This window comes from Klebsiella pasteurii (assembly GCF_018139045.1).
Lineage (GTDB): Bacteria > Pseudomonadota > Gammaproteobacteria > Enterobacterales > Enterobacteriaceae > Klebsiella > Klebsiella grimontii.
In genome coordinates this window covers 5633487-5653478 of the sequence record NZ_CP073236.1, presented here as the reverse complement: position 1 = coordinate 5653478, position 19992 = coordinate 5633487, and the positions used below count along the sequence as shown (strand labels likewise).

The 19992-nt window shown below is 54.0% G+C and carries 20 protein-coding genes; 17 read left to right on the top strand and 3 right to left on the bottom strand.

Translation table 11 applies throughout. The features are described from left to right. The first annotated feature begins 48 nt into the window (after positions 1-48). Positions 49-1836, top strand: a complete 1788-nt coding sequence (locus KCG39_RS26340; protein WP_049114264.1) for a filamentous hemagglutinin N-terminal domain-containing protein — start codon at positions 49-51, stop codon at positions 1834-1836. Positions 1837-2044: 208 nt separating this feature from the next. Here KCG39_RS26340 and KCG39_RS26335 read toward each other — a convergent pair whose 3' ends face one another. Then, a complete protein-coding gene (locus KCG39_RS26335) occupies positions 2045-2527 on the bottom strand; it encodes a zinc ribbon-containing protein (protein WP_004130430.1) in 483 nt (160 codons plus the stop codon). Between the two features lie 226 nt (positions 2528-2753). Here KCG39_RS26335 and leuS point away from each other — a divergent pair, with 226 nt between their 5' ends. The 15 genes from leuS to lipA all read left to right on the top strand — a co-directional run bounded on the left by leuS (position 2754) and on the right by lipA (position 18138). Next, positions 2754-5336: a leucine--tRNA ligase gene (gene leuS, locus KCG39_RS26330; protein ID WP_087828671.1), complete on the top strand. Its 2583-nt coding sequence runs from the start codon at positions 2754-2756 to the stop codon at positions 5334-5336. A gap of 14 nt (positions 5337-5350) precedes the next feature. After that, positions 5351-5941 (top strand): LPS assembly lipoprotein LptE, encoded by a 591-nt coding sequence (gene lptE / locus KCG39_RS26325; protein ID WP_004130425.1) that lies wholly within the window; start codon positions 5351-5353, stop codon positions 5939-5941. After that, entirely contained in the window at positions 5941-6972 is a 1032-nt protein-coding gene (gene holA, locus KCG39_RS26320; protein ID WP_004130422.1) for a DNA polymerase III subunit delta, read from the top strand. Before lptE ends, holA begins: the two co-directional genes overlap by 1 nt. Then, positions 6965-7615, top strand: coding sequence for a nicotinate-nucleotide adenylyltransferase (gene nadD, locus KCG39_RS26315; RefSeq protein ID WP_004130420.1), 651 nt, complete (start codon positions 6965-6967; stop codon positions 7613-7615). The genes holA and nadD overlap by 8 nt, the downstream gene beginning before the upstream one ends. A 46-nt stretch (positions 7616-7661) precedes the next feature. After that, positions 7662-8291 carry an adenosylcobalamin/alpha-ribazole phosphatase gene (locus KCG39_RS26310; protein WP_142467804.1) on the top strand — a complete coding sequence of 210 codons (630 nt, stop codon included), beginning with the start codon at positions 7662-7664 and terminating at the stop codon, positions 8289-8291. Between the two features lie 221 nt (positions 8292-8512). After that, on the top strand, positions 8513-8830 hold the full coding sequence (rsfS, locus tag KCG39_RS26305) for a ribosome silencing factor (RefSeq protein ID WP_004130418.1): 318 nt from the start codon (positions 8513-8515) through the stop codon (positions 8828-8830). Positions 8831-8833: 3 nt separating this feature from the next. Further along, on the top strand, positions 8834-9301 hold the full coding sequence (gene rlmH, locus KCG39_RS26300) for a 23S rRNA (pseudouridine(1915)-N(3))-methyltransferase RlmH (RefSeq protein WP_004100160.1): 468 nt from the start codon (positions 8834-8836) through the stop codon (positions 9299-9301). A gap of 27 nt (positions 9302-9328) precedes the next feature. Continuing rightward, positions 9329-11230, top strand: a complete 1902-nt coding sequence (mrdA, locus tag KCG39_RS26295; RefSeq protein WP_004130417.1) for a peptidoglycan DD-transpeptidase MrdA — start codon at positions 9329-9331, stop codon at positions 11228-11230. Further along, complete coding sequence (gene mrdB, locus KCG39_RS26290; protein WP_004100156.1) at positions 11230-12342, top strand: peptidoglycan glycosyltransferase MrdB; 1113 nt, start codon at positions 11230-11232, stop codon at positions 12340-12342. Before mrdA ends, mrdB begins: the two co-directional genes overlap by 1 nt. Before the next feature lie 10 nt (positions 12343-12352). Further along, a complete protein-coding gene (rlpA, locus tag KCG39_RS26285; protein ID WP_004130416.1) occupies positions 12353-13447 on the top strand; it encodes an endolytic peptidoglycan transglycosylase RlpA in 1095 nt (364 codons plus the stop codon). 142 nt (positions 13448-13589) lie between these two features. Continuing rightward, positions 13590-14789 carry a D-alanyl-D-alanine carboxypeptidase DacA gene (dacA, locus tag KCG39_RS26280; protein ID WP_032742271.1) on the top strand — a complete coding sequence of 400 codons (1200 nt, stop codon included), beginning with the start codon at positions 13590-13592 and terminating at the stop codon, positions 14787-14789. Positions 14790-14895: 106 nt separating this feature from the next. Beyond that, positions 14896-15159, top strand: coding sequence for a DUF493 family protein YbeD (gene ybeD, locus KCG39_RS26275; RefSeq protein ID WP_004100153.1), 264 nt, complete (start codon positions 14896-14898; stop codon positions 15157-15159). Positions 15160-15250: 91 nt separating this feature from the next. Then, entirely contained in the window at positions 15251-15895 is a 645-nt protein-coding gene (lipB, locus tag KCG39_RS26270) for a lipoyl(octanoyl) transferase LipB (RefSeq protein WP_004130414.1), read from the top strand. 137 nt (positions 15896-16032) lie between these two features. Next, a complete protein-coding gene (locus tag KCG39_RS26265; RefSeq protein WP_004130413.1) occupies positions 16033-16986 on the top strand; it encodes a YbeF family transcriptional regulator in 954 nt (317 codons plus the stop codon). Positions 16987-17172: 186 nt separating this feature from the next. Next, positions 17173-18138: a lipoyl synthase gene (gene lipA / locus KCG39_RS26260; RefSeq protein WP_004130412.1), complete on the top strand. Its 966-nt coding sequence runs from the start codon at positions 17173-17175 to the stop codon at positions 18136-18138. Positions 18139-18363: 225 nt separating this feature from the next. Here lipA and tatE read toward each other — a convergent pair whose 3' ends face one another. Both tatE and KCG39_RS26250 read right to left on the bottom strand, forming a co-directional pair. Next, positions 18364-18567, bottom strand: coding sequence for a twin-arginine translocase subunit TatE (gene tatE, locus KCG39_RS26255; protein ID WP_004130411.1), 204 nt, complete (start codon positions 18565-18567; stop codon positions 18364-18366). A 127-nt stretch (positions 18568-18694) separates the two neighbouring features. Then, positions 18695-19483 carry a deaminated glutathione amidase gene (locus KCG39_RS26250; protein WP_087828672.1) on the bottom strand — a complete coding sequence of 263 codons (789 nt, stop codon included), beginning with the start codon at positions 19481-19483 and terminating at the stop codon, positions 18695-18697. 91 nt (positions 19484-19574) lie between these two features. On the opposite strand from KCG39_RS26250, the gene crcB reads away from it, so the two are divergent. Then, positions 19575-19958: a fluoride efflux transporter CrcB gene (gene crcB, locus KCG39_RS26245; RefSeq protein ID WP_004130409.1), complete on the top strand. Its 384-nt coding sequence runs from the start codon at positions 19575-19577 to the stop codon at positions 19956-19958. Positions 19959-19992: the final 34 nt, after the last annotated feature.

Sequence of the window (19992 nt, the reverse complement as noted above, 5' to 3'; positions counted from 1 at the left end):
TTTTTCAAACAACCGGTTAATTTTTTTATTTTTAAAGGACTCAGTTAAATGTTTAAATTCAAATTATCCTATGTTGCACTAGCAGCAGCTTTAAGCTCAAGCTTTGTTTATGCCGACCCGAATAGTTATACCCATCTATCAGGTGCCAAGGTTATTGATATTGAAAAACCCAATGCCGCCGGTGTCTCACATAATATGTATCGTGAGTTTAATGTTGATAGTAATGGCGTCGTTCTTAACAATAGCGCCAGCGATCTCACCCACGCGACGTTGGGCAATATTGCGAAAAATAACAATCTTACTAACGGTAGCGCTTCTGTTATTCTTAATGAAGTCACCTCAAACCGCGCAAGCTCGCTGAACGGATTTATTGAAGTGGCGGGTCAAAGAGCTGATGTTGTTATTGCTAACCCCAATGGTATTTCCTGCTCAGGTTGTAGCTTCATCAACACCAATAAGGCGGTTTTAACGACAGGGAAAGTGACACTTTCCGATACTGGCGCTATCGCCAGCTATAACGTTACCGGTGGTAAACTGTCCATCGAAAAAAACGGAATGAATGCCAGCAATAGCTACGCTGTTCTCCTCGCCGATGCAATAGCCATTAACGGTGCGGTTAATGCGAAGAACGCGATAGTAGGCGCTGGAAACTTTACCTTTGATAACGGCTCAGGTGCAATGACCCCGGCAGGTAAATCTGCGACGGCGCTGCAGACCTTATTCCCTGAATACAGTATCGACATTAGTAATCTGGGCGGCATCAAAGCCAATAGCATTACCATGGTTGGCAATAATTTAGGTTTTGGCGTACGAAATAAAGGCGCGATTGTTGCTAACTCTGGCCTCTCCTTGACTAGCTTAGGTTCACTCACCAACGAAGGCTCTATCGCCAGCAACGGTATTATCACTCAGATAGTATCTGTAGGGAATTTAAAAAACACTGGTAATATATCAACAACAAATACAACTGTGATCAACTCGCTAAGTTCCTTAACCAATAATGGGACTATTTCCACGACTCGTCAGCTGTTAGCCAAGGCGTCAGGGAATATCGAAAATACAGGTACCTTAAGCGGCGGTGCCGCGTTAAACGTTACGGCGGATGGCAACCTGAAAACCACTTATGGATCCAATCTGCTGTCAGATAACCAATTAGTCGTGACCGCGGGTGGTAACATTGAAAACGGGGGCTCTACCAGAGCTACAAACACTACGGTAACCTTTGGCGGAGACGCCCTTAAAGTGACCGGCAATATTTACGGTTATGATACCCTCCTCATTCAGGCAAAAAAAAATGATAGCCTGACATCCGGAGAAATCATCAACTCAGGCTATATAGCCGGTGACAACGCAACTGTTCAAACTAAAGGTACCCTGACGCTACAAAAAAATAGTCAACTGCACGGTTCATCAACGTTGGTAACAAAGAGCTACCAGCTAAAGAATGAAGGATATATTGGTGGACATAATATCAATATCGAAAATGACGTTACCAACAACTATGGTACGATTGTTGGCCGTGATAATGTTTTAATTAAAACCTATAACGATCTTTACAATGAAGGCGAAATTTTAAGTTCAACAAACATGACTTTGGATACACAAAATCACGGTAATATTACTAACCGTTCTCACATAGGAGCTGGCGGCACTTTAACCATGTCGGCTAAAAAAGTGATTAATGGCGGTTACCGCTGCGGTTTCCTGGGGTTGGCAACCTGTGGCAAAGGCACTATATCCACGACTAATCTGTTTTTAAACTCATCCCATAAATACGCCAATGAAATGGGCGGCACTCAGCAGTTTAAAATCGCGACCATTAACACCATCAATTAACATGAAGTTGTCAATGAAGATGAGCGTCTCTTTCTAAAAAAAATCTTATGCTGGTTCTTCGGCGCCAGCATTTTTACGCATAGTGATAAAGAGTTAGCCAGCCCTTTAAATAGAAGGTCAATATATTAACGCGTTTTATATTGACCTTCTAACTGATTAAACGTGTAAGCAAAAATCTCCGCGAATTTTATCGCTCTCAGTCGTATCCCTACGGCTCAAATGGCCGGCGCTGGAACTGATCGTGCCCGCATTTTGGGCAATGCGGCAGCACATCCGGCGTATAAACCGGCAGATGGTAGTGGCACTTCTCGCACACCAGATTGCCAAGTCCCACGACTTCGCCGCTGTGATAGACGCCGTGATGGCTGAGATCCTGAAACACCTCGCGCCACTCAAGCTGTGTTTTATCGGTAATATCCGCCAGTTCCTGCCACAGACTCTCTTTGATCACCCGCATAAAGACACTATCAGTGAGCTCATCCTGACTCTCTTCATAACTGAGCGCGAACTCTTCCAGATCGCGTCTGACAGCGCGGATCACGTTCTCGATTTCGCTCTGCGTTAACTCGCCCGACTGGCTAATCTTGACCCTGGCCTGCTCCACCAACACGTCAATATCGCGTTCTCCGTTGCGTAACCGCTCGCTGAGCGTCGACACCAGCTCTCGGTAGAATTGAGCAACCTTGTCCATCTTTTCGCCTCCGGTGTGGTTAACTTCTTCTAATGATAGACGTTATCTACAGATTGCTCTGCAAGCCAAGCCACAGAGTCGCGAAATTTTCTCTACCGCTTTCATCTATGTAAGTGCGTGAAAGGCTGTTTTGACGTTGGCGTTTGGGCTATGCTATGCCGATCTGAAATAACACATCCATTGGCTACATTTTGTAGCTGTATTGAAAACAGGACCACTGGCTGCCATGCAAGAGCAATACCGCCCGGAAGAGATAGAATCAAAAGTCCAGCAACACTGGGACGAGAAGCGTACCTTTGAAGTTACCGAAGACGAGAGCAAAGAGAAGTATTACTGCCTGTCGATGCTTCCCTATCCTTCTGGTCGACTACACATGGGCCACGTGCGCAACTATACCATCGGTGACGTGATTTCCCGTTACCAGCGTATGTTGGGCAAAAATGTCCTGCAGCCTATCGGCTGGGATGCGTTTGGTCTGCCTGCGGAAGGTGCGGCGGTGAAAAACAACACCGCGCCGGCGCCGTGGACCTACGACAACATCGCCTACATGAAAAACCAGCTGAAAAAGCTGGGCTTTGGCTATGACTGGAGCCGTGAAGTGGCCACCTGCACCCCGGAATACTACCGCTGGGAGCAGAAGTTCTTCACCGAGCTGTATAAAAAGGGGCTGGTCTATAAAAAAACCTCCGCGGTGAACTGGTGTCCGAACGATCAGACCGTTCTGGCGAATGAACAGGTTATCGACGGTTGCTGCTGGCGTTGCGACACCAAAGTCGAGCGTAAAGAGATCCCGCAGTGGTTTATTAAAATCACCGCCTACGCTGACGAACTGTTGAACGATCTGGATAACCTGGATCACTGGCCTGACACCGTTAAAACTATGCAGCGCAACTGGATCGGCCGCTCTGAAGGCGTCGAGATCGCCTTTGACGTCAACGACTACGCCGACAAGCTGACCGTTTATACCACCCGCCCGGACACCTTTATGGGCTGCACCTACCTTGCCGTCGCTGCGGGCCACCCGCTGGCGCAGCAGGCTGCAGCCAATAACCCCGCGCTGGCGACCTTTATCGACGAATGCCGTAATACCAAAGTTGCCGAAGCCGATATGGCGACCATGGAGAAAAAAGGCGTCGATACCGGTTACAAAGCCATTCACCCGCTGACCGGCGAAGCGATCCCGGTATGGGCGGCAAACTTTGTGCTGATGGAGTACGGCACCGGCGCGGTTATGGCCGTCCCGGGTCACGATCAGCGCGACTACGAATTTGCCAGCAAATACGGTTTGAACATCAAGCCGGTTATCCTGGCCGCTGATGGCTCAGAACCCGATCTCTCCGAACAAGCGCTGACCGAAAAAGGCGTATTGTTTAACTCCGGCGAGTTCGACGGCCTGGATCATGAAGCTGGCTTTAATGCCATCGCGGATAAGCTCGCGTCTCTTGGCGTCGGCGAACGTAAAGTGAACTATCGCCTGCGCGACTGGGGCGTTTCCCGTCAGCGCTACTGGGGCGCGCCGATCCCAATGGTCACTCTTGAAGACGGCACCGTGATGCCAACGCCGGAAGATCAGCTGCCGGTTATTCTGCCGGAAGATGTCGTGATGGACGGCATCACCAGCCCAATTAAAGCCGATCCGGAGTGGGCGAAAACCACCGTTAACGGTCAGCCGGCGCTGCGCGAAACCGATACCTTTGACACCTTTATGGAGTCCTCCTGGTACTACGCGCGCTACACCTGCCCGCAGTACGACCAGGGTATGCTGGACCCGGAAGCGGCGAACTACTGGCTGCCGGTCGATATCTATATCGGCGGGATTGAACACGCCATTATGCACCTGCTCTATTTCCGCTTCTTCCACAAGCTGATGCGCGACGCAGGCATGGTGAACTCTGACGAACCGGCTAAACAGCTGCTTTGCCAGGGGATGGTGCTGGCGGACGCCTTCTACTACGTTGGCGAGAACGGCGAGCGTAACTGGGTGTCGCCGAAAGAGGCGACTACCGAGCGCGACGAAAAGGGCCGTATCGTTAAAGCCTTCGACCCGCAGGGCCGCGAGCTGGTCTATACCGGCATGAGCAAGATGTCCAAGTCGAAAAACAACGGCATCGATCCGCAGGAAATGGTTGAACGCTACGGCGCGGACACCGTGCGTCTGTTTATGATGTTCGCTTCGCCGGCCGACATGACGCTTGAGTGGCAGGAATCCGGCGTGGAAGGTGCGAACCGCTTCCTGAAACGCGTCTGGAAACTGGTCTACGAACATACCTCTCAGGGCGAAGCCGCTGCGCTGGACGTTGCCAGCCTCAGCGAAGATCAAAAAGCGCTGCGTCGCGACGTGCACAAAACGATCGCGAAAGTGACCGATGATATCGGCCGTCGTCAGACCTTCAACACCGCGATTGCGGCGATCATGGAGCTGATGAACAAGCTGGCGAAAGCGCCGCAGGAAGGTGAACAGGATCGCGCGCTGATGCGTGAGGCCCTGCTGGCCGTGGTTCGTATGCTCAACCCGTTCACTCCGCATGCCAGCTTTACCCTGTGGCAGGAGCTGGGTGGCGAAGGCGATATTGACAACACGCCGTGGCCGGTCGCTGACGAAAGCGCAATGGTTGAAGACACCACTCTGGTCGTGGTCCAGGTAAATGGTAAAGTTCGTGGTAAAATTACCGTTGCGGTGGATGCAACCGAAGAGCAGGTTCGTGAACGTGCGGGTCAGGAGCATCTGGTTGCGAAATATCTCGACGGTGTGACCGTACGTAAAGTGATCTACGTTCCGGGTAAACTGCTCAATCTGGTCGTTGGCTAAGCGCAGGAGGAAGCGTGCGATATCTGGCAACATTGTTGTTATCTCTGGCGGTGTTAATCACCGCCGGCTGTGGCTGGCACCTGCGTAGCACTACGCAGGTTCCGACCGCAATGAAAACCATGATCTTCCAGTCGGGCGATCCTAATGGTCCATTAAGTCGTGCCGTCCGTAATCAGCTGCGTCTGAACGGGGTTGAACTGGTCGATAGCAGTACGCTGCGCAAGGATATTCCTTCCCTGCGTCTGGAAACATCGTCCATTCAGAAAGATACGGCGTCTATTTTCCAGGACGGCCGTACTGCGGAATATCAAATGGTAATGACGGTAAATGCCAGCGTCCTGATCCCAGGCCATGATATCTATCCCATCACGACCAAAGTCTACCGCTCGTTCTTCGATAACCCACAGGCGGCGTTAGCGAAAGATGCTGAGCAGGACATGATCGTTCAGGAAATGTACGACAAAGCGGCGGAGCAGCTGATCCGTAAACTACCGAGCGTACACGTTGCGGATGTCGAAGCCACCAAAGAGGATGAGAAGCCGGTCACCACGACCCCAGCCGCTTCCACCTCCGGCAATCGCGTCTCCACTACGCTGGGTAACTGATGATTCGGTTGTACCCGGAACAGCTCCGCGCGCAGCTCACTGAAGGGCTGCGCGCGGCCTATCTACTGCTTGGCAACGATCCGCTGCTGCTGCAGGAGAGCCAGGACGCCATCCGCGAAGCCGCCGCAGCCCAGGGCTTTATCGAACACCACACCGCCACCGTTGATGCCAGTACCGACTGGCCTGCCCTCTTCTCGTTAAGTCAGGCCATGAGCCTGTTTTCCAGCCGCCAGACGCTGCTGCTGATCCTGCCCGATAATGGCCCTAATGCGGCAATTAACGAACAGCTCGCGACGCTCGTCGGCATGCTGCATGACGATTTACTGCTGATCGTTCGTGGTAATAAGCTGACGAAAACGCAGGAGAATGCAGCGTGGATGACGGCGCTAACCAGCCGGGCGGTGCAGGTTAGCTGCCAGACGCCGGAATATGCCCAGCTGCCGCGCTGGCTCGCCGCGCGCGCAAAGCAGAATAATCTGCAGCTTGATGACGCGGCCAGCCAGCTACTGTGCTACTGCTATGAGGGTAATCTGCTGGCTTTGGCGCAGGCTCTGGAGCGCCTTTCGCTGCTGTGGCCGGATGGTAAACTGACGCTGCCGCGGGTTGAGCAGGCCGTGAATGATGCCGCGCATTTCACACCTTACCACTGGGTGGATGCGCTGCTGGCCGGTAAAAGTAAGCGCGTTCTCCACGTTCTGCAACAGCTGCGTCTGGAAGGCAGCGAGCCCGCTATCCTTCTGCGCACCCTACAACGCGAACTGCTGCTGCTGGTCAACCTGAAGCGGCAATCGGCCCATACGCCACTGCGTTCGCTGTTTGACAAGCATCGCGTATGGCAAAACCGCCGCCAGCTGGTCAGCGACGCGCTGGCCCGCCTTAGCGCCGATCAGCTGCGTCAGGCTGTCACGTTGTTGGCCCGCGCGGAGCTCACCTTCAAGCAGGATTACGGGCACTCCATATGGCCCGAGCTGGAAAGTCTCTCTTTATTGCTCTGCCATAAAGCGCTGGCAGACGTTTTTATTGATGGTTGATATGACTCAGTTACAGGCGATGTATGGCGGCACCTTCGATCCGGTGCATTACGGTCACCTTAAACCGGTGGAAATTCTGGCCAACCTTATCGGCCTCAATAAAGTCACCATCGTGCCCAACAATGTGCCGCCGCACCGCCCGCAGCCCGAAGCCACCAGCGACCAACGCAGGCATATGCTGGCGCTCGCCATCGCCGATAAACCTCTGTTTATCCTCGACGATCGTGAGCTTAAGCGCGACACGCCGTCATATTCAGCGCAAACCCTGCGCGAGTGGCGCCAGGAGCAAGGGCCACAACGCTCCCTGGCGTTTATTATTGGCCAGGATTCACTGCTCACCTTTACCACCTGGCACGAGTATGAAAGCATTCTTGATAACGTACATCTGATCGTTTGCCGACGCCCGGGCTATCCGTTGACCATGGCGTGCGAGCAGGATCAGCAATGGCTGGACAAACATCTCACTCATGACGTCGAGCGGCTGCATAGCAGCCCGGCGGGCGTTATCTACCTGGCCGAAACGCCGTGGTTTGATATCTCTGCCACCCTGATTCGCCAACGTCTTGAAGCTGGCGAGTCCTGCGCGGACATGCTGCCGGAAACCGTGCTCGACTATATCCATGAGCAGAAGCTCTACTGCTAGCCTTACAACAAGGAGAGTCTCATAGACTCCTTTTGAGAGGGTCATCATGAAGTTATGGTTAGTTCGTCATGGCGAAACCGAAGCTAACGTCGCGGGCCTCTATAGCGGGCATGCTCCCACAGCCTTAACCGAACGCGGAATCGGACAAGCGCAAACGCTGGGAAAGCGGCTGCAGGCCGTTCCTTTTCAGCGCGTGTTTTGCAGTGAACTTGAGCGCACCCAGCGCACGGCCAGCCTGCTGCTTGGCGACCGTGACGTCCCTCGCCACTCCTTCGCCGAACTCAATGAAATGTTCTTCGGCGACTGGGAAATGCGCCACCATCGCGATTTACAGCATGAAGATGCGGAAAACTACGCCGCGTGGTGCGCCGACTGGCAGCATGCGGCGCCCACTAACGGTGAAGGTTTTCAGGCGTTCGCCAGACGTGTCGCCAGCTTCACCGCCACTCTCCCTCAGCACCAGGAACTTGATCATCTGCTGATCGTCGGCCACCAGGGCGTTCTTAGCCTGTTAATCGCTCAACTTCTGAGTATGCCGGATGCGGCGATGTGGCACTTCCCCATCGAGCATGGCGCGTGGAGCCTTGTCGATCTACAGCCCGATTTCACTACCCTGCGCGTGCTGAATAGCCGGGCAGTTTGGCTGGCGGAAGAAGAATTGCGCGCAGACCATTGACAGGGCAAAGCAGGCTGTTATTCTCCGCAGCCAGGCTGCATTTACCATTTGAACTTTGCAGAAATTGTTTTACAAAAATGGCGATGCAAACATCGGCGATGGATGGGATGATAGCGGCCTTAACCGCCCATTTATCGACATTTATCCCGACTTTGCTACCAGTTCGGGTATACTGTCAGGCTGTTTATTATTATCACTCTTCACACACCCAGGGGGAACTCTTGCAGGGTAAAGCACTCCAGGATTTTGTTATCGACAAAATTGATGACCTGAAAGGTCAGGACATCGTTGCCATTGACGTTCATGGCAAATCCAGCATCACTGATTGCATGGTTATCTGCACAGGCACTTCTACGCGCCATGTTATGTCCATCGCCGACCACGTAGTGCAAGAGTCTCGCGCCGCCGGTATGCTGCCGCTGGGCGTTGAAGGCGAAGTCGCCGCGGACTGGATTGTCGTCGATCTCGGCGACGTTATGGTTCACGTCATGCAGGAAGAGAGCCGTCGTCTGTACGAGCTGGAAAAACTCTGGAGTTAACGCGTGAAGCTGCACCTGGTAGCCGTTGGCACCAAAATGCCGGACTGGGTTCAGACCGGCTTTAGCGAATATCTGCGCCGTTTTCCAAAAGATATGCCGTTCGAACTGGTGGAAATCCCCGCCGGAAAACGCGGTAAAAATGCCGACATCAAGCGAATTCTTGAAAAAGAAGGTGAAATGATGCTGGCGGCCGCAGGCAAAAACCGCATCGTCACCCTGGATATTCCGGGGAAGCCATGGGATACGCCGCAGCTGGCGCGCGAACTGGAACGCTGGAAACAGGATGGCCGGGATGTCAGTCTGCTCATCGGCGGCCCGGAAGGCCTTTCACCCGCTTGCAAAGCGGCAGCGGAACAAAGTTGGTCGCTCTCAACGCTCACCTTACCTCACCCGCTGGTTCGCGTACTGGTGGCCGAGAGTCTGTATCGGGCGTGGAGCATTACCACCAACCACCCTTACCACCGTGAGTAATGATGACCAGGGTAGACTAAGCAGCGAATGAAATTACAGAATTCTTTCCGCGACTATACGGCTGAATCCTCGCTGTTCGTGCGCCGGGCGCTGGTCGCTTTTTTGGGGATTTTGCTGCTTACCGGCGTATTGATCGCCAATCTTTATAACGTGCAGATTGTGCGTTACACCGACTATCAAACGCGTTCGAACGAAAACCGCATCAAGCTGGTCCCTATTCCGCCGAGCCGCGGCATTATCTACGATCGCAACGGCACGCCGCTGGCGCTCAACCGCACGATTTACCAGCTGGAAATGATGCCGGAGAAGGTCGACAACGTTCAGCAAACGCTGGATGCGCTGCGCGACGTTATCGATCTCACCGATGACGATGTAGCGAACTTTAAAAAAGAGCGCGCCCGCTCGCACCGCTTTACCTCCATTCCGGTGAAAGTCAATCTCAGTGAAGTGCAGGTCGCCCGTTTCGCGGTTAACCAGTACCGTTTTCCCGGCGTGGAAGTCAAAGGCTATAAGCGCCGCTACTATCCCTATAATTCCGCTCTGACCCACGTTATCGGCTACGTCTCCAAAATTAACGATAAAGACGTCGATCGCCTGGATAAAGAGGGAAAGCTGGCTAACTACGCCTCCACGCACGATATCGGCAAGCTGGGGATCGAACGTTATTACGAAGATGTCCTGCACGGGCAGACCGGCTATGAAGAAGTTGAAGTAAACAACCGCGGCCGGGTAATTCGCCAGCTAAAAGAGGTTCCGCCACAGGCCGGGCGCGATATCTATTTAACGCTCGACCTGAAGCTACAGCAGTATATTGAAACGCTGTTGGCCGGCAGTCGCGCGGCGGTCGTGGTCACAGACCCGCGTACCGGCGCCATCCTCGCGCTGGTCTCGACGCCAAGCTACGACCCCAACCTGTTCGTTGACGGTATTTCCAGCAAAGACTACTCCGGGCTGCTTAACGATCCTAATACACCGCTGGTCAACCGCGCGACCCAGGGCGTTTACCCCCCGGCGTCAACGGTTAAACCTTACGTTGCCGTGTCGGCGCTCAGCGCCGGAGTTATTACCCGCAACACCAGCCTGTTTGACCCCGGCTGGTGGCAGCTCCCCGGCTCGGATAAGCGCTACCGCGACTGGAAAAAATGGGGCCACGGCCATCTGAACGTCACCAAAGCGCTGGAAGAGTCGGCCGATACCTACTTCTATCAGGTTGCTTACGATATGGGTATCGACCGCCTGTCGGAGTGGATGGGTAAGTTCGGCTATGGCCACTATACCGGCGTTGACCTGGCGGAAGAGCGCTCCGGCAATATGCCGACCCGCGAATGGAAGCTCAAGCGCTTCAAGAAACCGTGGTACCAGGGTGATACCATTCCGGTCGGCATCGGGCAGGGTTACTGGACCGCGACGCCTATCCAGATGAACAAGGCGCTGATGATCCTGATTAACGATGGCGTGGTAAAAGTGCCGCACCTGCTGCAGAGTACGGTAGAGGACGGTAAACCGGTGCCGTGGGTTCAGCCCCATGAACCGCCGGTCGGCGATATCCACTCTGGTTTTTGGGAGATCGCCAAAGACGGTATGTTTGGCGTCGCCAACCGCGGCAACGGTACCGCGCATAAATACTTCGCCAGCGCGCCGTATAAAATTGCGGCCAAGTCGGGTACCGCTCAGGTCTTCGGCCTGAAAGCCAACGAGACCTATAACGCGCACAGAATCGCTGAACGCCTGCGTGACCATAAACTGATGACGGCGTTTGCCCCTTACAACAACCCCCAGGTTGCCGTTGCCATTATTCTTGAGAACGGCGGCGCAGGTCCGGCAGTCGGTACCATTATGCGTCAGATTCTCGATCATATAATGCTGGGCGATAACAACACCAACCTGCCGAGTGAAAACCCGGCGGTAACGGCTGGGGAGGATCAATAATGACTGATAATCCGAATAAAAAATCGCTATGGGATAAAATCCACCTCGACCCCACCATGCTGCTTATCCTGCTGGCGCTGCTGACCTATAGCGCGCTGGTTATCTGGAGCGCCAGCGGTCAGGACATGGGCATGATGGAGCGTAAAATCGGCCAGATCGCTATGGGGATTGTTATCATGATCGTCATGGCGCAAATTCCGCCGCGGGTCTATGAGGGCTGGGCACCCTATCTCTATATCTTCTGTATTATCCTGCTGGTGGCGGTTGATGCCTTCGGCGCCATCTCTAAAGGGGCACAGCGCTGGTTGGATCTCGGCATCGTCCGCTTCCAGCCGTCGGAAATTGCCAAAATAGCCGTACCGCTGATGGTGGCGCGCTTTATCAACCGCGATGTTTGCCCGCCATCGCTGAAAAATACCGCTATCGCGCTGGTGCTGATTTTCCTGCCCACGCTGCTGGTCGCCGCGCAGCCTGACCTCGGGACCTCGATTCTGGTCGCTCTGTCCGGCCTGTTCGTGCTCTTTCTGTCTGGTCTCAGCTGGCGTCTGATCGGTATCGCCGTGGTGCTGGTCGCCGCCTTTATTCCGATCCTCTGGTTCTTCCTGATGCATGATTATCAGCGCCAGCGCGTAATGATGCTGCTCGACCCGGAAACCGATCCGCTCGGTGCGGGTTACCACATTATTCAGTCAAAAATCGCCATCGGCTCCGGCGGGCTGCGCGGGAAAGGCTGGCTGCATGGCACCCAGTCGCAGCTGGAGTTTCTGCCTGAACGCCATACCGACTTTATCTTTGCCGTACTGGCGGAAGAGCTGGGACTGATTGGCGTACTGATCCTGCTGGCGCTCTATATTCTGCTGATCATGCGCGGGTTGTGGATTGCCGCCCAGGCGCAAACCACTTTTGGCCGGGTCATGGCCGGTGGTTTAATGTTGATTTTATTCGTTTATGTCTTCGTAAATATTGGTATGGTAAGTGGTATTTTACCGGTGGTGGGGGTACCTTTGCCGCTGGTCAGCTACGGGGGCTCTGCCCTAATCGTATTGATGGCCGGGTTTGGTATCGTTATGTCGATCCATACTCACAGAAAAATGTTGTCGAAAAGCGTGTAAGGGGTTCGCGATGCGTAAGCAATGGCTGGGGATCTGCATAGCAGCAGGACTGCTGGCGGCATGTTCGGGTGAAGACGTTCAACAAAAAACGGTCAGCACTCCACAGCCGGCCGTTTGCAATGGCCCGACGGTGGAAATTAGCGGCGCCGATCCGCAGTATGAAACGCCTAACGCAACGGCGAATCAGGATTACGAACGTGATGGCAAAAGCTATAAAATCGTTCAGGATCCGTCTAACTTCACCCAAGCGGGCTTCGCAGCTATCTACGACGCCGAGCCTAACAGCAACCTGACTGCATCGGGAGAAGCGTTCGATCCCACACAGCTTACCGCAGCCCATCCCACGCTGCCGATCCCAAGCTACGCGCGGATCACCAACCTGGCGAACGGCCGCATGATCGTAGTACGTATCAACGATCGCGGCCCCTACGGTAACGATCGCGTGATTTCACTGTCGCGCGCCTCGGCCGATCGTCTGAATACCTCGAATAACACCAAAGTGCGCATCGATCCGATCGTCGTCGCGCCGGACGGCTCGCTTTCCGGTCCGGGGATGGCATGTACGACGGTGGCCAAACAGACCTATGCCCTGCCTGCCCGCCCGAATCTTGACGGCGATAACAGCGCGGGGATGAGTCAACCCGCACAAACTGACGTGCACGCCATCAGTAACTCAACCCTGAAGCCGGAAGACACTACCGGCGCTCCGGTTAACAGCGGCGGTTTCCTCGGCGCGCCGACGCCGCTGAATAACGGCGTGCTGGAAGGCAGCGAGCCTGTCGTGCAAACCGCCCCGGTTACCGCGCCGGGTTCAGTGCAAGGCAGCGTGGCGCCTGCCGTAGCCGCCACCGCCGCCGTGACGCCTGCCGCAGCCGCCAGCGGTGATTTCGTCGTGCAGGTCGGTGCCGTCAGCGATCAATCGCGCGCCCAGCAGTACCAGCAGCGTCTGAGCCAGCAATTTTCCGTCCCGGGCCGCGTCACGCAAAACGGCGCGGTATGGCGGATTCAGCTCGGCCCATTCAGCAGCAAAGCGCAGGCCAGCACGATCCAACAGCGTCTGCAAAGCGAAGCTCAGCTGCAGTCATTTATTACTCGCGCCAACTAAAGGCATCGCACCCGCATCCCCTGCTCGTTGCGCATGACAAAGTCATTAACAAAGTCGTGCGCAATGTCGGATGCTGGTTCGTAATGCGTTTGTTATAGTAAGGCACTTTTTTAACTCCATCACGGATGCCGTTGTTCAGACCATGAAGACCTCTTTTACCGCTCGTTTACTCGTTACGGCGCTCTCCGTGGCAGCGCTGTCCTCCGCTGCCCGCGCCGATGACCTGAATATCAAAACTATGATCCCAGGCGCCCCGCAGATTGACGCCGAATCCTGGATTCTTATCGATTACAACTCAGGCAAAGTACTGGCAGAAAACAACGCCGACTCCCGCCGTGACCCGGCAAGTCTGACCAAGATGATGACCAGCTATGTGATTGGTCAGGCCATGAAAGCGGGCAAGTTTAAAGAGTCCGACCTGGTCACCGTGGGTAACGACGCATGGGCGACCGGCAACCCGGTCTTTAAAGGCTCCTCGTTGATGTTCCTCAAACCGGGTATGCAAGTGCCGGTATCCCAGCTGATCCGCGGTATCAACCTGCAGTCCGGCAACGACGCCTGCGTGGCGATGGCCGACTACGTCGCGGGTAGTCAGGATGCCTTCGTCAGCCTGATGAACAACTACGTTAACGCCCTTGGCCTGAAAAATACCCACTTCCAGACCGTTCACGGCCTGGATGCCGATGGTCAATTCAGTTCTGCGCGCGACATGGCGCTTATTGGCCAGGCGCTGGTTCGCGATGTCCCGAACGAATACACCATCTATAAAGAAAAAGAGTTTACCTTCAACGGTATTCGCCAACTCAACCGCAACGGGCTACTGTGGGACAACAGCCTGAACGTCGACGGTATTAAAACCGGCCATACCGACAAAGCGGGCTATAACCTCGTGGCTTCCGCAACCGAAGGCCAGATGCGCCTGATCTCCGCCGTAATGGGCGGCCGTACTTTTAAAGGCCGCGAGTCCGAAAGCAAAAAGCTGCTGACCTGGGGCTTCCGCTTCTTCGAAACCGTTAACCCAATTAAAGCCGGTAAAGAGTTCGCTTCTGAACCCGCCTGGTTCGGCGATAGCGATCGCGCCTCTCTCGGCGTGGATAAAGACGTTTATCTGACTATCCCGCGCGGCCGCATGAAAGATCTGAAAGCCAGCTACGTGCTGAATAACGCCGAACTGCACGCGCCGCTGCAGAAAAATCAGGTGGTCGGCACGATTAACTTCCAACTGGATGGCAAAACGATCGATCAGCGCCCGCTAGTCGTGTTGCAGGAAATCCAGGAAGGCAATTTCTTCGGCAAAATCATTGATTACATTAAGTTAATGTTCCATCACTGGTTTGGTTAAAAATCGACCACTTGAAAGTGTGATTTACATCCCCATATACTAGATATCCTGATAACTCCCACACGTCGTGGGAGTTATTATTTTTTGTTGTAACACCGGAGCTGACATGAAAACCAAACTTAACGAACTGCTTGAATTCCCTACACCATTTACTTACAAAGTAATGGGACAGGCGTTGCCGGAGCTGGTTGACCAGGTGGTTGAAGTGGTACAGCGCCATGCACCAGGTGATTACTCTCCGACGGTAAAACCCAGCAGCAAAGGCAACTACCACTCAGTCTCTATTACCATCAATGCAACCCACATTGAGCAGGTAGAAACCCTGTATGAAGAACTGGGCAATATTGAAATCGTACGGATGGTACTGTAAATCTATTCCCCCGACCCGGCCCTGCGCCGGGTCTTTCTCGCTGTGATATACTCCCCCACTCAAGTCATTCTCTCTCTGCGGAGACGTTGTTTTGCAGCACAATAAAATCCTCATCCGCCAGCTCGGCCTGCAACCTTACGAACCTGTCTCGCAGGCAATGCATGAGTTTACCGATACCCGCGACGATGCCACCCTGGATGAAATCTGGCTGGTGGAGCATCACCCGGTGTTCACGCAGGGTCAGGCCGGAAAGGCTGAACATGTTCTGGTCCCCGGCGAGATACCGGTTATTCAGAGCGATCGCGGCGGACAGGTCACCTATCATGGCCCCGGACAGCAGGTGATGTACGTTCTGTTGAACCTTAAACGCCGCAAGCTGGGCGTGCGTGAGCTGGTGACTCTTTTAGAGCAAACCGTCGTTAACACCCTGGCGGAGTATGGTATTGAATCGCATCCGCGGGCAGACGCGCCCGGTGTCTACGTGGGCGAACAGAAGATCTGCTCTCTGGGTTTGCGCATCCGCAAAGGTTGCTCATTCCACGGTCTGGCGCTGAATATCAACATGGATCTGTCACCGTTCCTCAGGATTAACCCATGCGGTTATGCCGGAATGGAGATGACGCAGATGCGCCAGTGGCGGCCCGATGCCCGTACGGATACCGTCGCGCCACGCCTCGCCGCCAATCTGCTGGCTTTACTAAACGATCCGCCGGCGGAATATATTCAATCTTGCTAGCTATCACGTCCCGTGAACGCGGGACGTCACATTTTTACATCCGCCTGGATTAAGTCTTTATTTTTGCAATCAATTATCACTAATAAAATAATTGTGACCGCTATAATGGTGCTAATCATCACTAGCGGAAATATAGAGTGGACGAAAATAACTCTCAGACAGAACCAACCGAACGCCTTGACGATCGCCACGATCGGCAGATGTTTCGCATTCTGCGTAATATCGATCTCAATTTACTCACTATTTTTGAAGCGGTTTACGTCCATAAAGGTATCGTCAACGCGGCCAAAATACTGAATATCACGCCCTCTGCGATTAGTCAGTCCATCAACAAACTGCGCGCCCTCTTCCCTGACCCGCTTTTTATCCGCAAGGGCCAGGGCGTAACGCCAACGGCTTATGCCTCGCATCTTCATAAGCATATTAGCCAGGGTATGGAGGCATTTCTTAACGCCCTGGATTTAACCGGGAATACCCGGAGCGAGCGGGTGATAACCGTGGCTACCTCGCCGGCTATTGGCGCGTTGATCATGCCGGTTATCACCAGGCAGCTGCGGAGCGTCTTTCCCCAGATTTTGCTGCACAATGTCGCCATCACCGACGCGGCCAGCCAGTTAAACCAGCGTCAGGTTGACCTGCTGGTTGACAGTTTCCCCCACAGCGGGCAGGGGATTACGCACCATGTGCTATTTCAGGATAGCGTACATATCTTCTGCCGGGCAGGGCATCCGGCCCTGACGCTGCCGGCAACCTCAGCAAATCTCAGTCAATATGAATTCGCGCTTCTGCAGCCTGAAGGCCAGCGCTATACGACGATCCTGCGCCACCTGCATGAGCATCTCGGCGAACGTCGCTATGGGTTCAGCAGCTACAATCTGTTAACTCAAGCAGCCCTGGTCAACGACAGCGATATGCTGGGGCTAATCACGTCCGGAATGTTCTCGCTGGTCGAGAAGATTTGGCCCTTAAAAATGATCGATTTTCCGCCTCTGCGGGAAGAAAGAATTGATATTGCGCTGCACTATAACAAGCTCAGCGCGAAGGAGCCCTTGCTGAAAGAGATCGTTGAGACGATTCGCCAGGCTTTTTAGTCGATAAAGCACGTGAGGGAAAAGCATAAAACAACAACTATTTTACAATTTGCCGGCCAGCAGGCTGCTTTATCCCCCGTATCAATGATATACTGCCTGCGTTTAATTCAAAAATAGTTGATAAATGCAACATTTACTTGAATTGATTCGCTTTCCTTCGTCACTCGCAACTGGAACACGCACGCTATGAGTAAACCCATTGTGATGGAACGCGGTGTTAAATACCGCGATGCCGATAAAATGGCCCTTATCCCGGTGAAAAACGTGGCAACTGAGCGTGAAGCTCTGCTCAGAAAACCGGAATGGATGAAAATCAAACTTCCGGCTGACTCGTCCCGTATCCAGGGGATTAAGGCAGCGATGCGTAAGAACGGCCTGCACTCCGTGTGCGAAGAAGCCTCTTGCCCTAACCTCGCGGAATGTTTTAATCACGGAACGGCAACCTTTATGATTCTGGGTGCCATCTGTACCCGTCGTTGCCCGTTCTGCGATGTTGCCCACGGTCGCCCGGTTACGCCGGACGCCAACGAGCCGCAGAAGCTGGCGCAAACCATCGCCGATATGGCGCTGCGCTATGTGGTGGTGACTTCCGTGGATCGGGACGATCTGCGCGATGGCGGCGCTCAGCACTTTGCCGACTGCATCAAAGCGATTCGTGAAAAAAGCCCGACGATTAAAATTGAAACCCTGGTACCGGACTTCCGCGGCCGTATGGATCGTGCGCTGGAAATCCTCCAGGCGACGCCGCCGGACGTGTTTAACCATAACCTGGAAAACGTGCCGCGCCTGTATCGCCAGGTACGCCCTGGCGCCGACTACAACTGGTCGCTGAAGCTGCTGGAACGCTTTAAAGAAGCACATCCAGAGATCCCGACGAAATCGGGCCTGATGGTTGGTTTAGGCGAAACCAATGCTGAAATCGTAGAAGTGATGCGCGATCTGCGTCGCCATGGCGTCACCATGCTGACGTTAGGCCAGTATTTGCAGCCGAGCCGCCATCACCTGCCGGTACAGCGCTACGTGAGCCCGGATGAGTTCGAAGAGATGAAAGCCGAAGCGATGGCCATGGGCTTTACCCACGCTGCCTGCGGGCCGTTCGTTCGCTCGTCCTATCATGCCGACCTGCAGGCCAAAGGCATGGAAGTGAAGTAACCCCTCCCAACCGCGGCGTGATATTTTTCGCGCTGCGGTCCATCCTGCCAATGCATTCTTTTCCTGAGAAAAAGCCCAACGCGGTAACAGTTGGTTGCATCTTTTTAGACCAGTGTACATGCATTTAACATAAAAAAGGCCGCAGCGTTAACGTTGCGGCCTCTTTGCCGACGCGGTTTAGCCCCGTCGGTAGCGAGCCTCCTCTATCAGGAAACTCGTCGCGAATTACTCTTTATGAGAGAGCTTCTGTGCCGGCGCTTCTTCAGCACTGGTCTTCTTCGCACTGTCATCGTCATCGTTCATGGCTTTTTTAAAGCCTTTGATAGCCGAGCCCAGGTCTCCACCCAGCGTGCGTAACTTTTTGGTACCAAACACCAGGATAATCAGCGCTGCGACTACCAGCAGTTTGGTAATACTAATCTCACCCATAGCTAACCTTCTTCTCTAATACAAGCTGCGAATACGCCATCATACACGCATACAATTAACGGCTATTTGACGCGCGGACACAATAGCAATCTGTAACAAGGTGAATCAAGCCTTGTTTAAAAAAACGTCATAATAATTGCGGTGGCGCAAAGCGGCGATTACGCAACACCGGCAGGCGCTCGCGTACCTGCTGGATATAATCAGCTGAAAGTTCAGAAAAAATCAACTGCGGTCGCTCTCCCGCCCCGGCAAGCGTTGTCCCTAAGGGGTCGATAATACGGCTTTGGCCGATATTACGCGTCCCGCACTCTCCTGCGGCGACAATATAGCAGGTGGTATCCAGCGCCCGTGCCGCCAGCAGCGTCGCCCAGTGATGCTCCTTCAGCGGCCCTTTTACCCACGCGGCAGGCAACACGATAAGCTGCGCACCGCTGAGCGCTAACGACAGCGCCAGTTCAGGGAAACGTAAATCGTAGCAGGTCATCAGCCCGACGCGCATCCCATCGACTTCGATCAGCGGCGGAATTTGCCGCCCGGCATCGACCAACCTGGATTCCTGGATATTGAACGCATCATAGAGATGCAGTTTCTGGTATTGCTCCACAATCTTCCCCTGACGCAGGGCCACCAGCGTATTCGTCGCTCGACCTTCGCCGGAAGGGATATGCAGGGTCAGCACCGTCGTCAACGCACTATTTTCGCTCTCTGCCAGCAAGAGCTGTAAAAAGTCGCCATCAAGCTGCTGGGCGGATTTAACTGACAAATCCGCATCGTTATCGTCTCGCGCCAGCAACGCCTCTGGCAGAACCAGAAGAGATGCCCCCCGCTCCGCGGCCAGACGCATCATACTGACGCAGGTCTGCGCGTTTTCACTCCAGTCCGGCGTTACGGCAAATTGTCCGGCAGCAACAAGCATCTTTTCTCTCCCGTCAGGTTAGTCGTAGCCAGTAAGGCCTTTCGCGCGCTACACTCGAAGTTTAGTCTCAATCAATAAACAGGGAATGACCGTGTTGCAACTCCTTTTTGCTGTGTTTCTTGGCGGCGGCACCGGCAGCGTTTTGCGCTGGTGGCTGGGTATGAAGTTTAACCCCATGCATCATGCTATCCCCATTGGTACGCTCACCGCTAACCTGCTGGGGGCTTTTATTATCGGCGCAGGGCTGGCATGGTTTAATCGCCTGACGGATATCGATCCGATGTGGAAGCTGCTTATCACCACCGGCTTTTGCGGCGGGCTGACCACCTTCTCCACGTTCTCCGCCGAGGTGGTGTTTCTCCTGCAGCAAGGGCGCCTTAGCTGGGCGTTACTCAACGTACTCGTCAACTTATTAGGCTCATTTGCCATGACCGCCGCTGCGTTCTGGCTGTTCTCTCATGCCGCCAGCCGCTAACCGCAGGCAAAAAAAAACCCGCCATGAGCGGGTT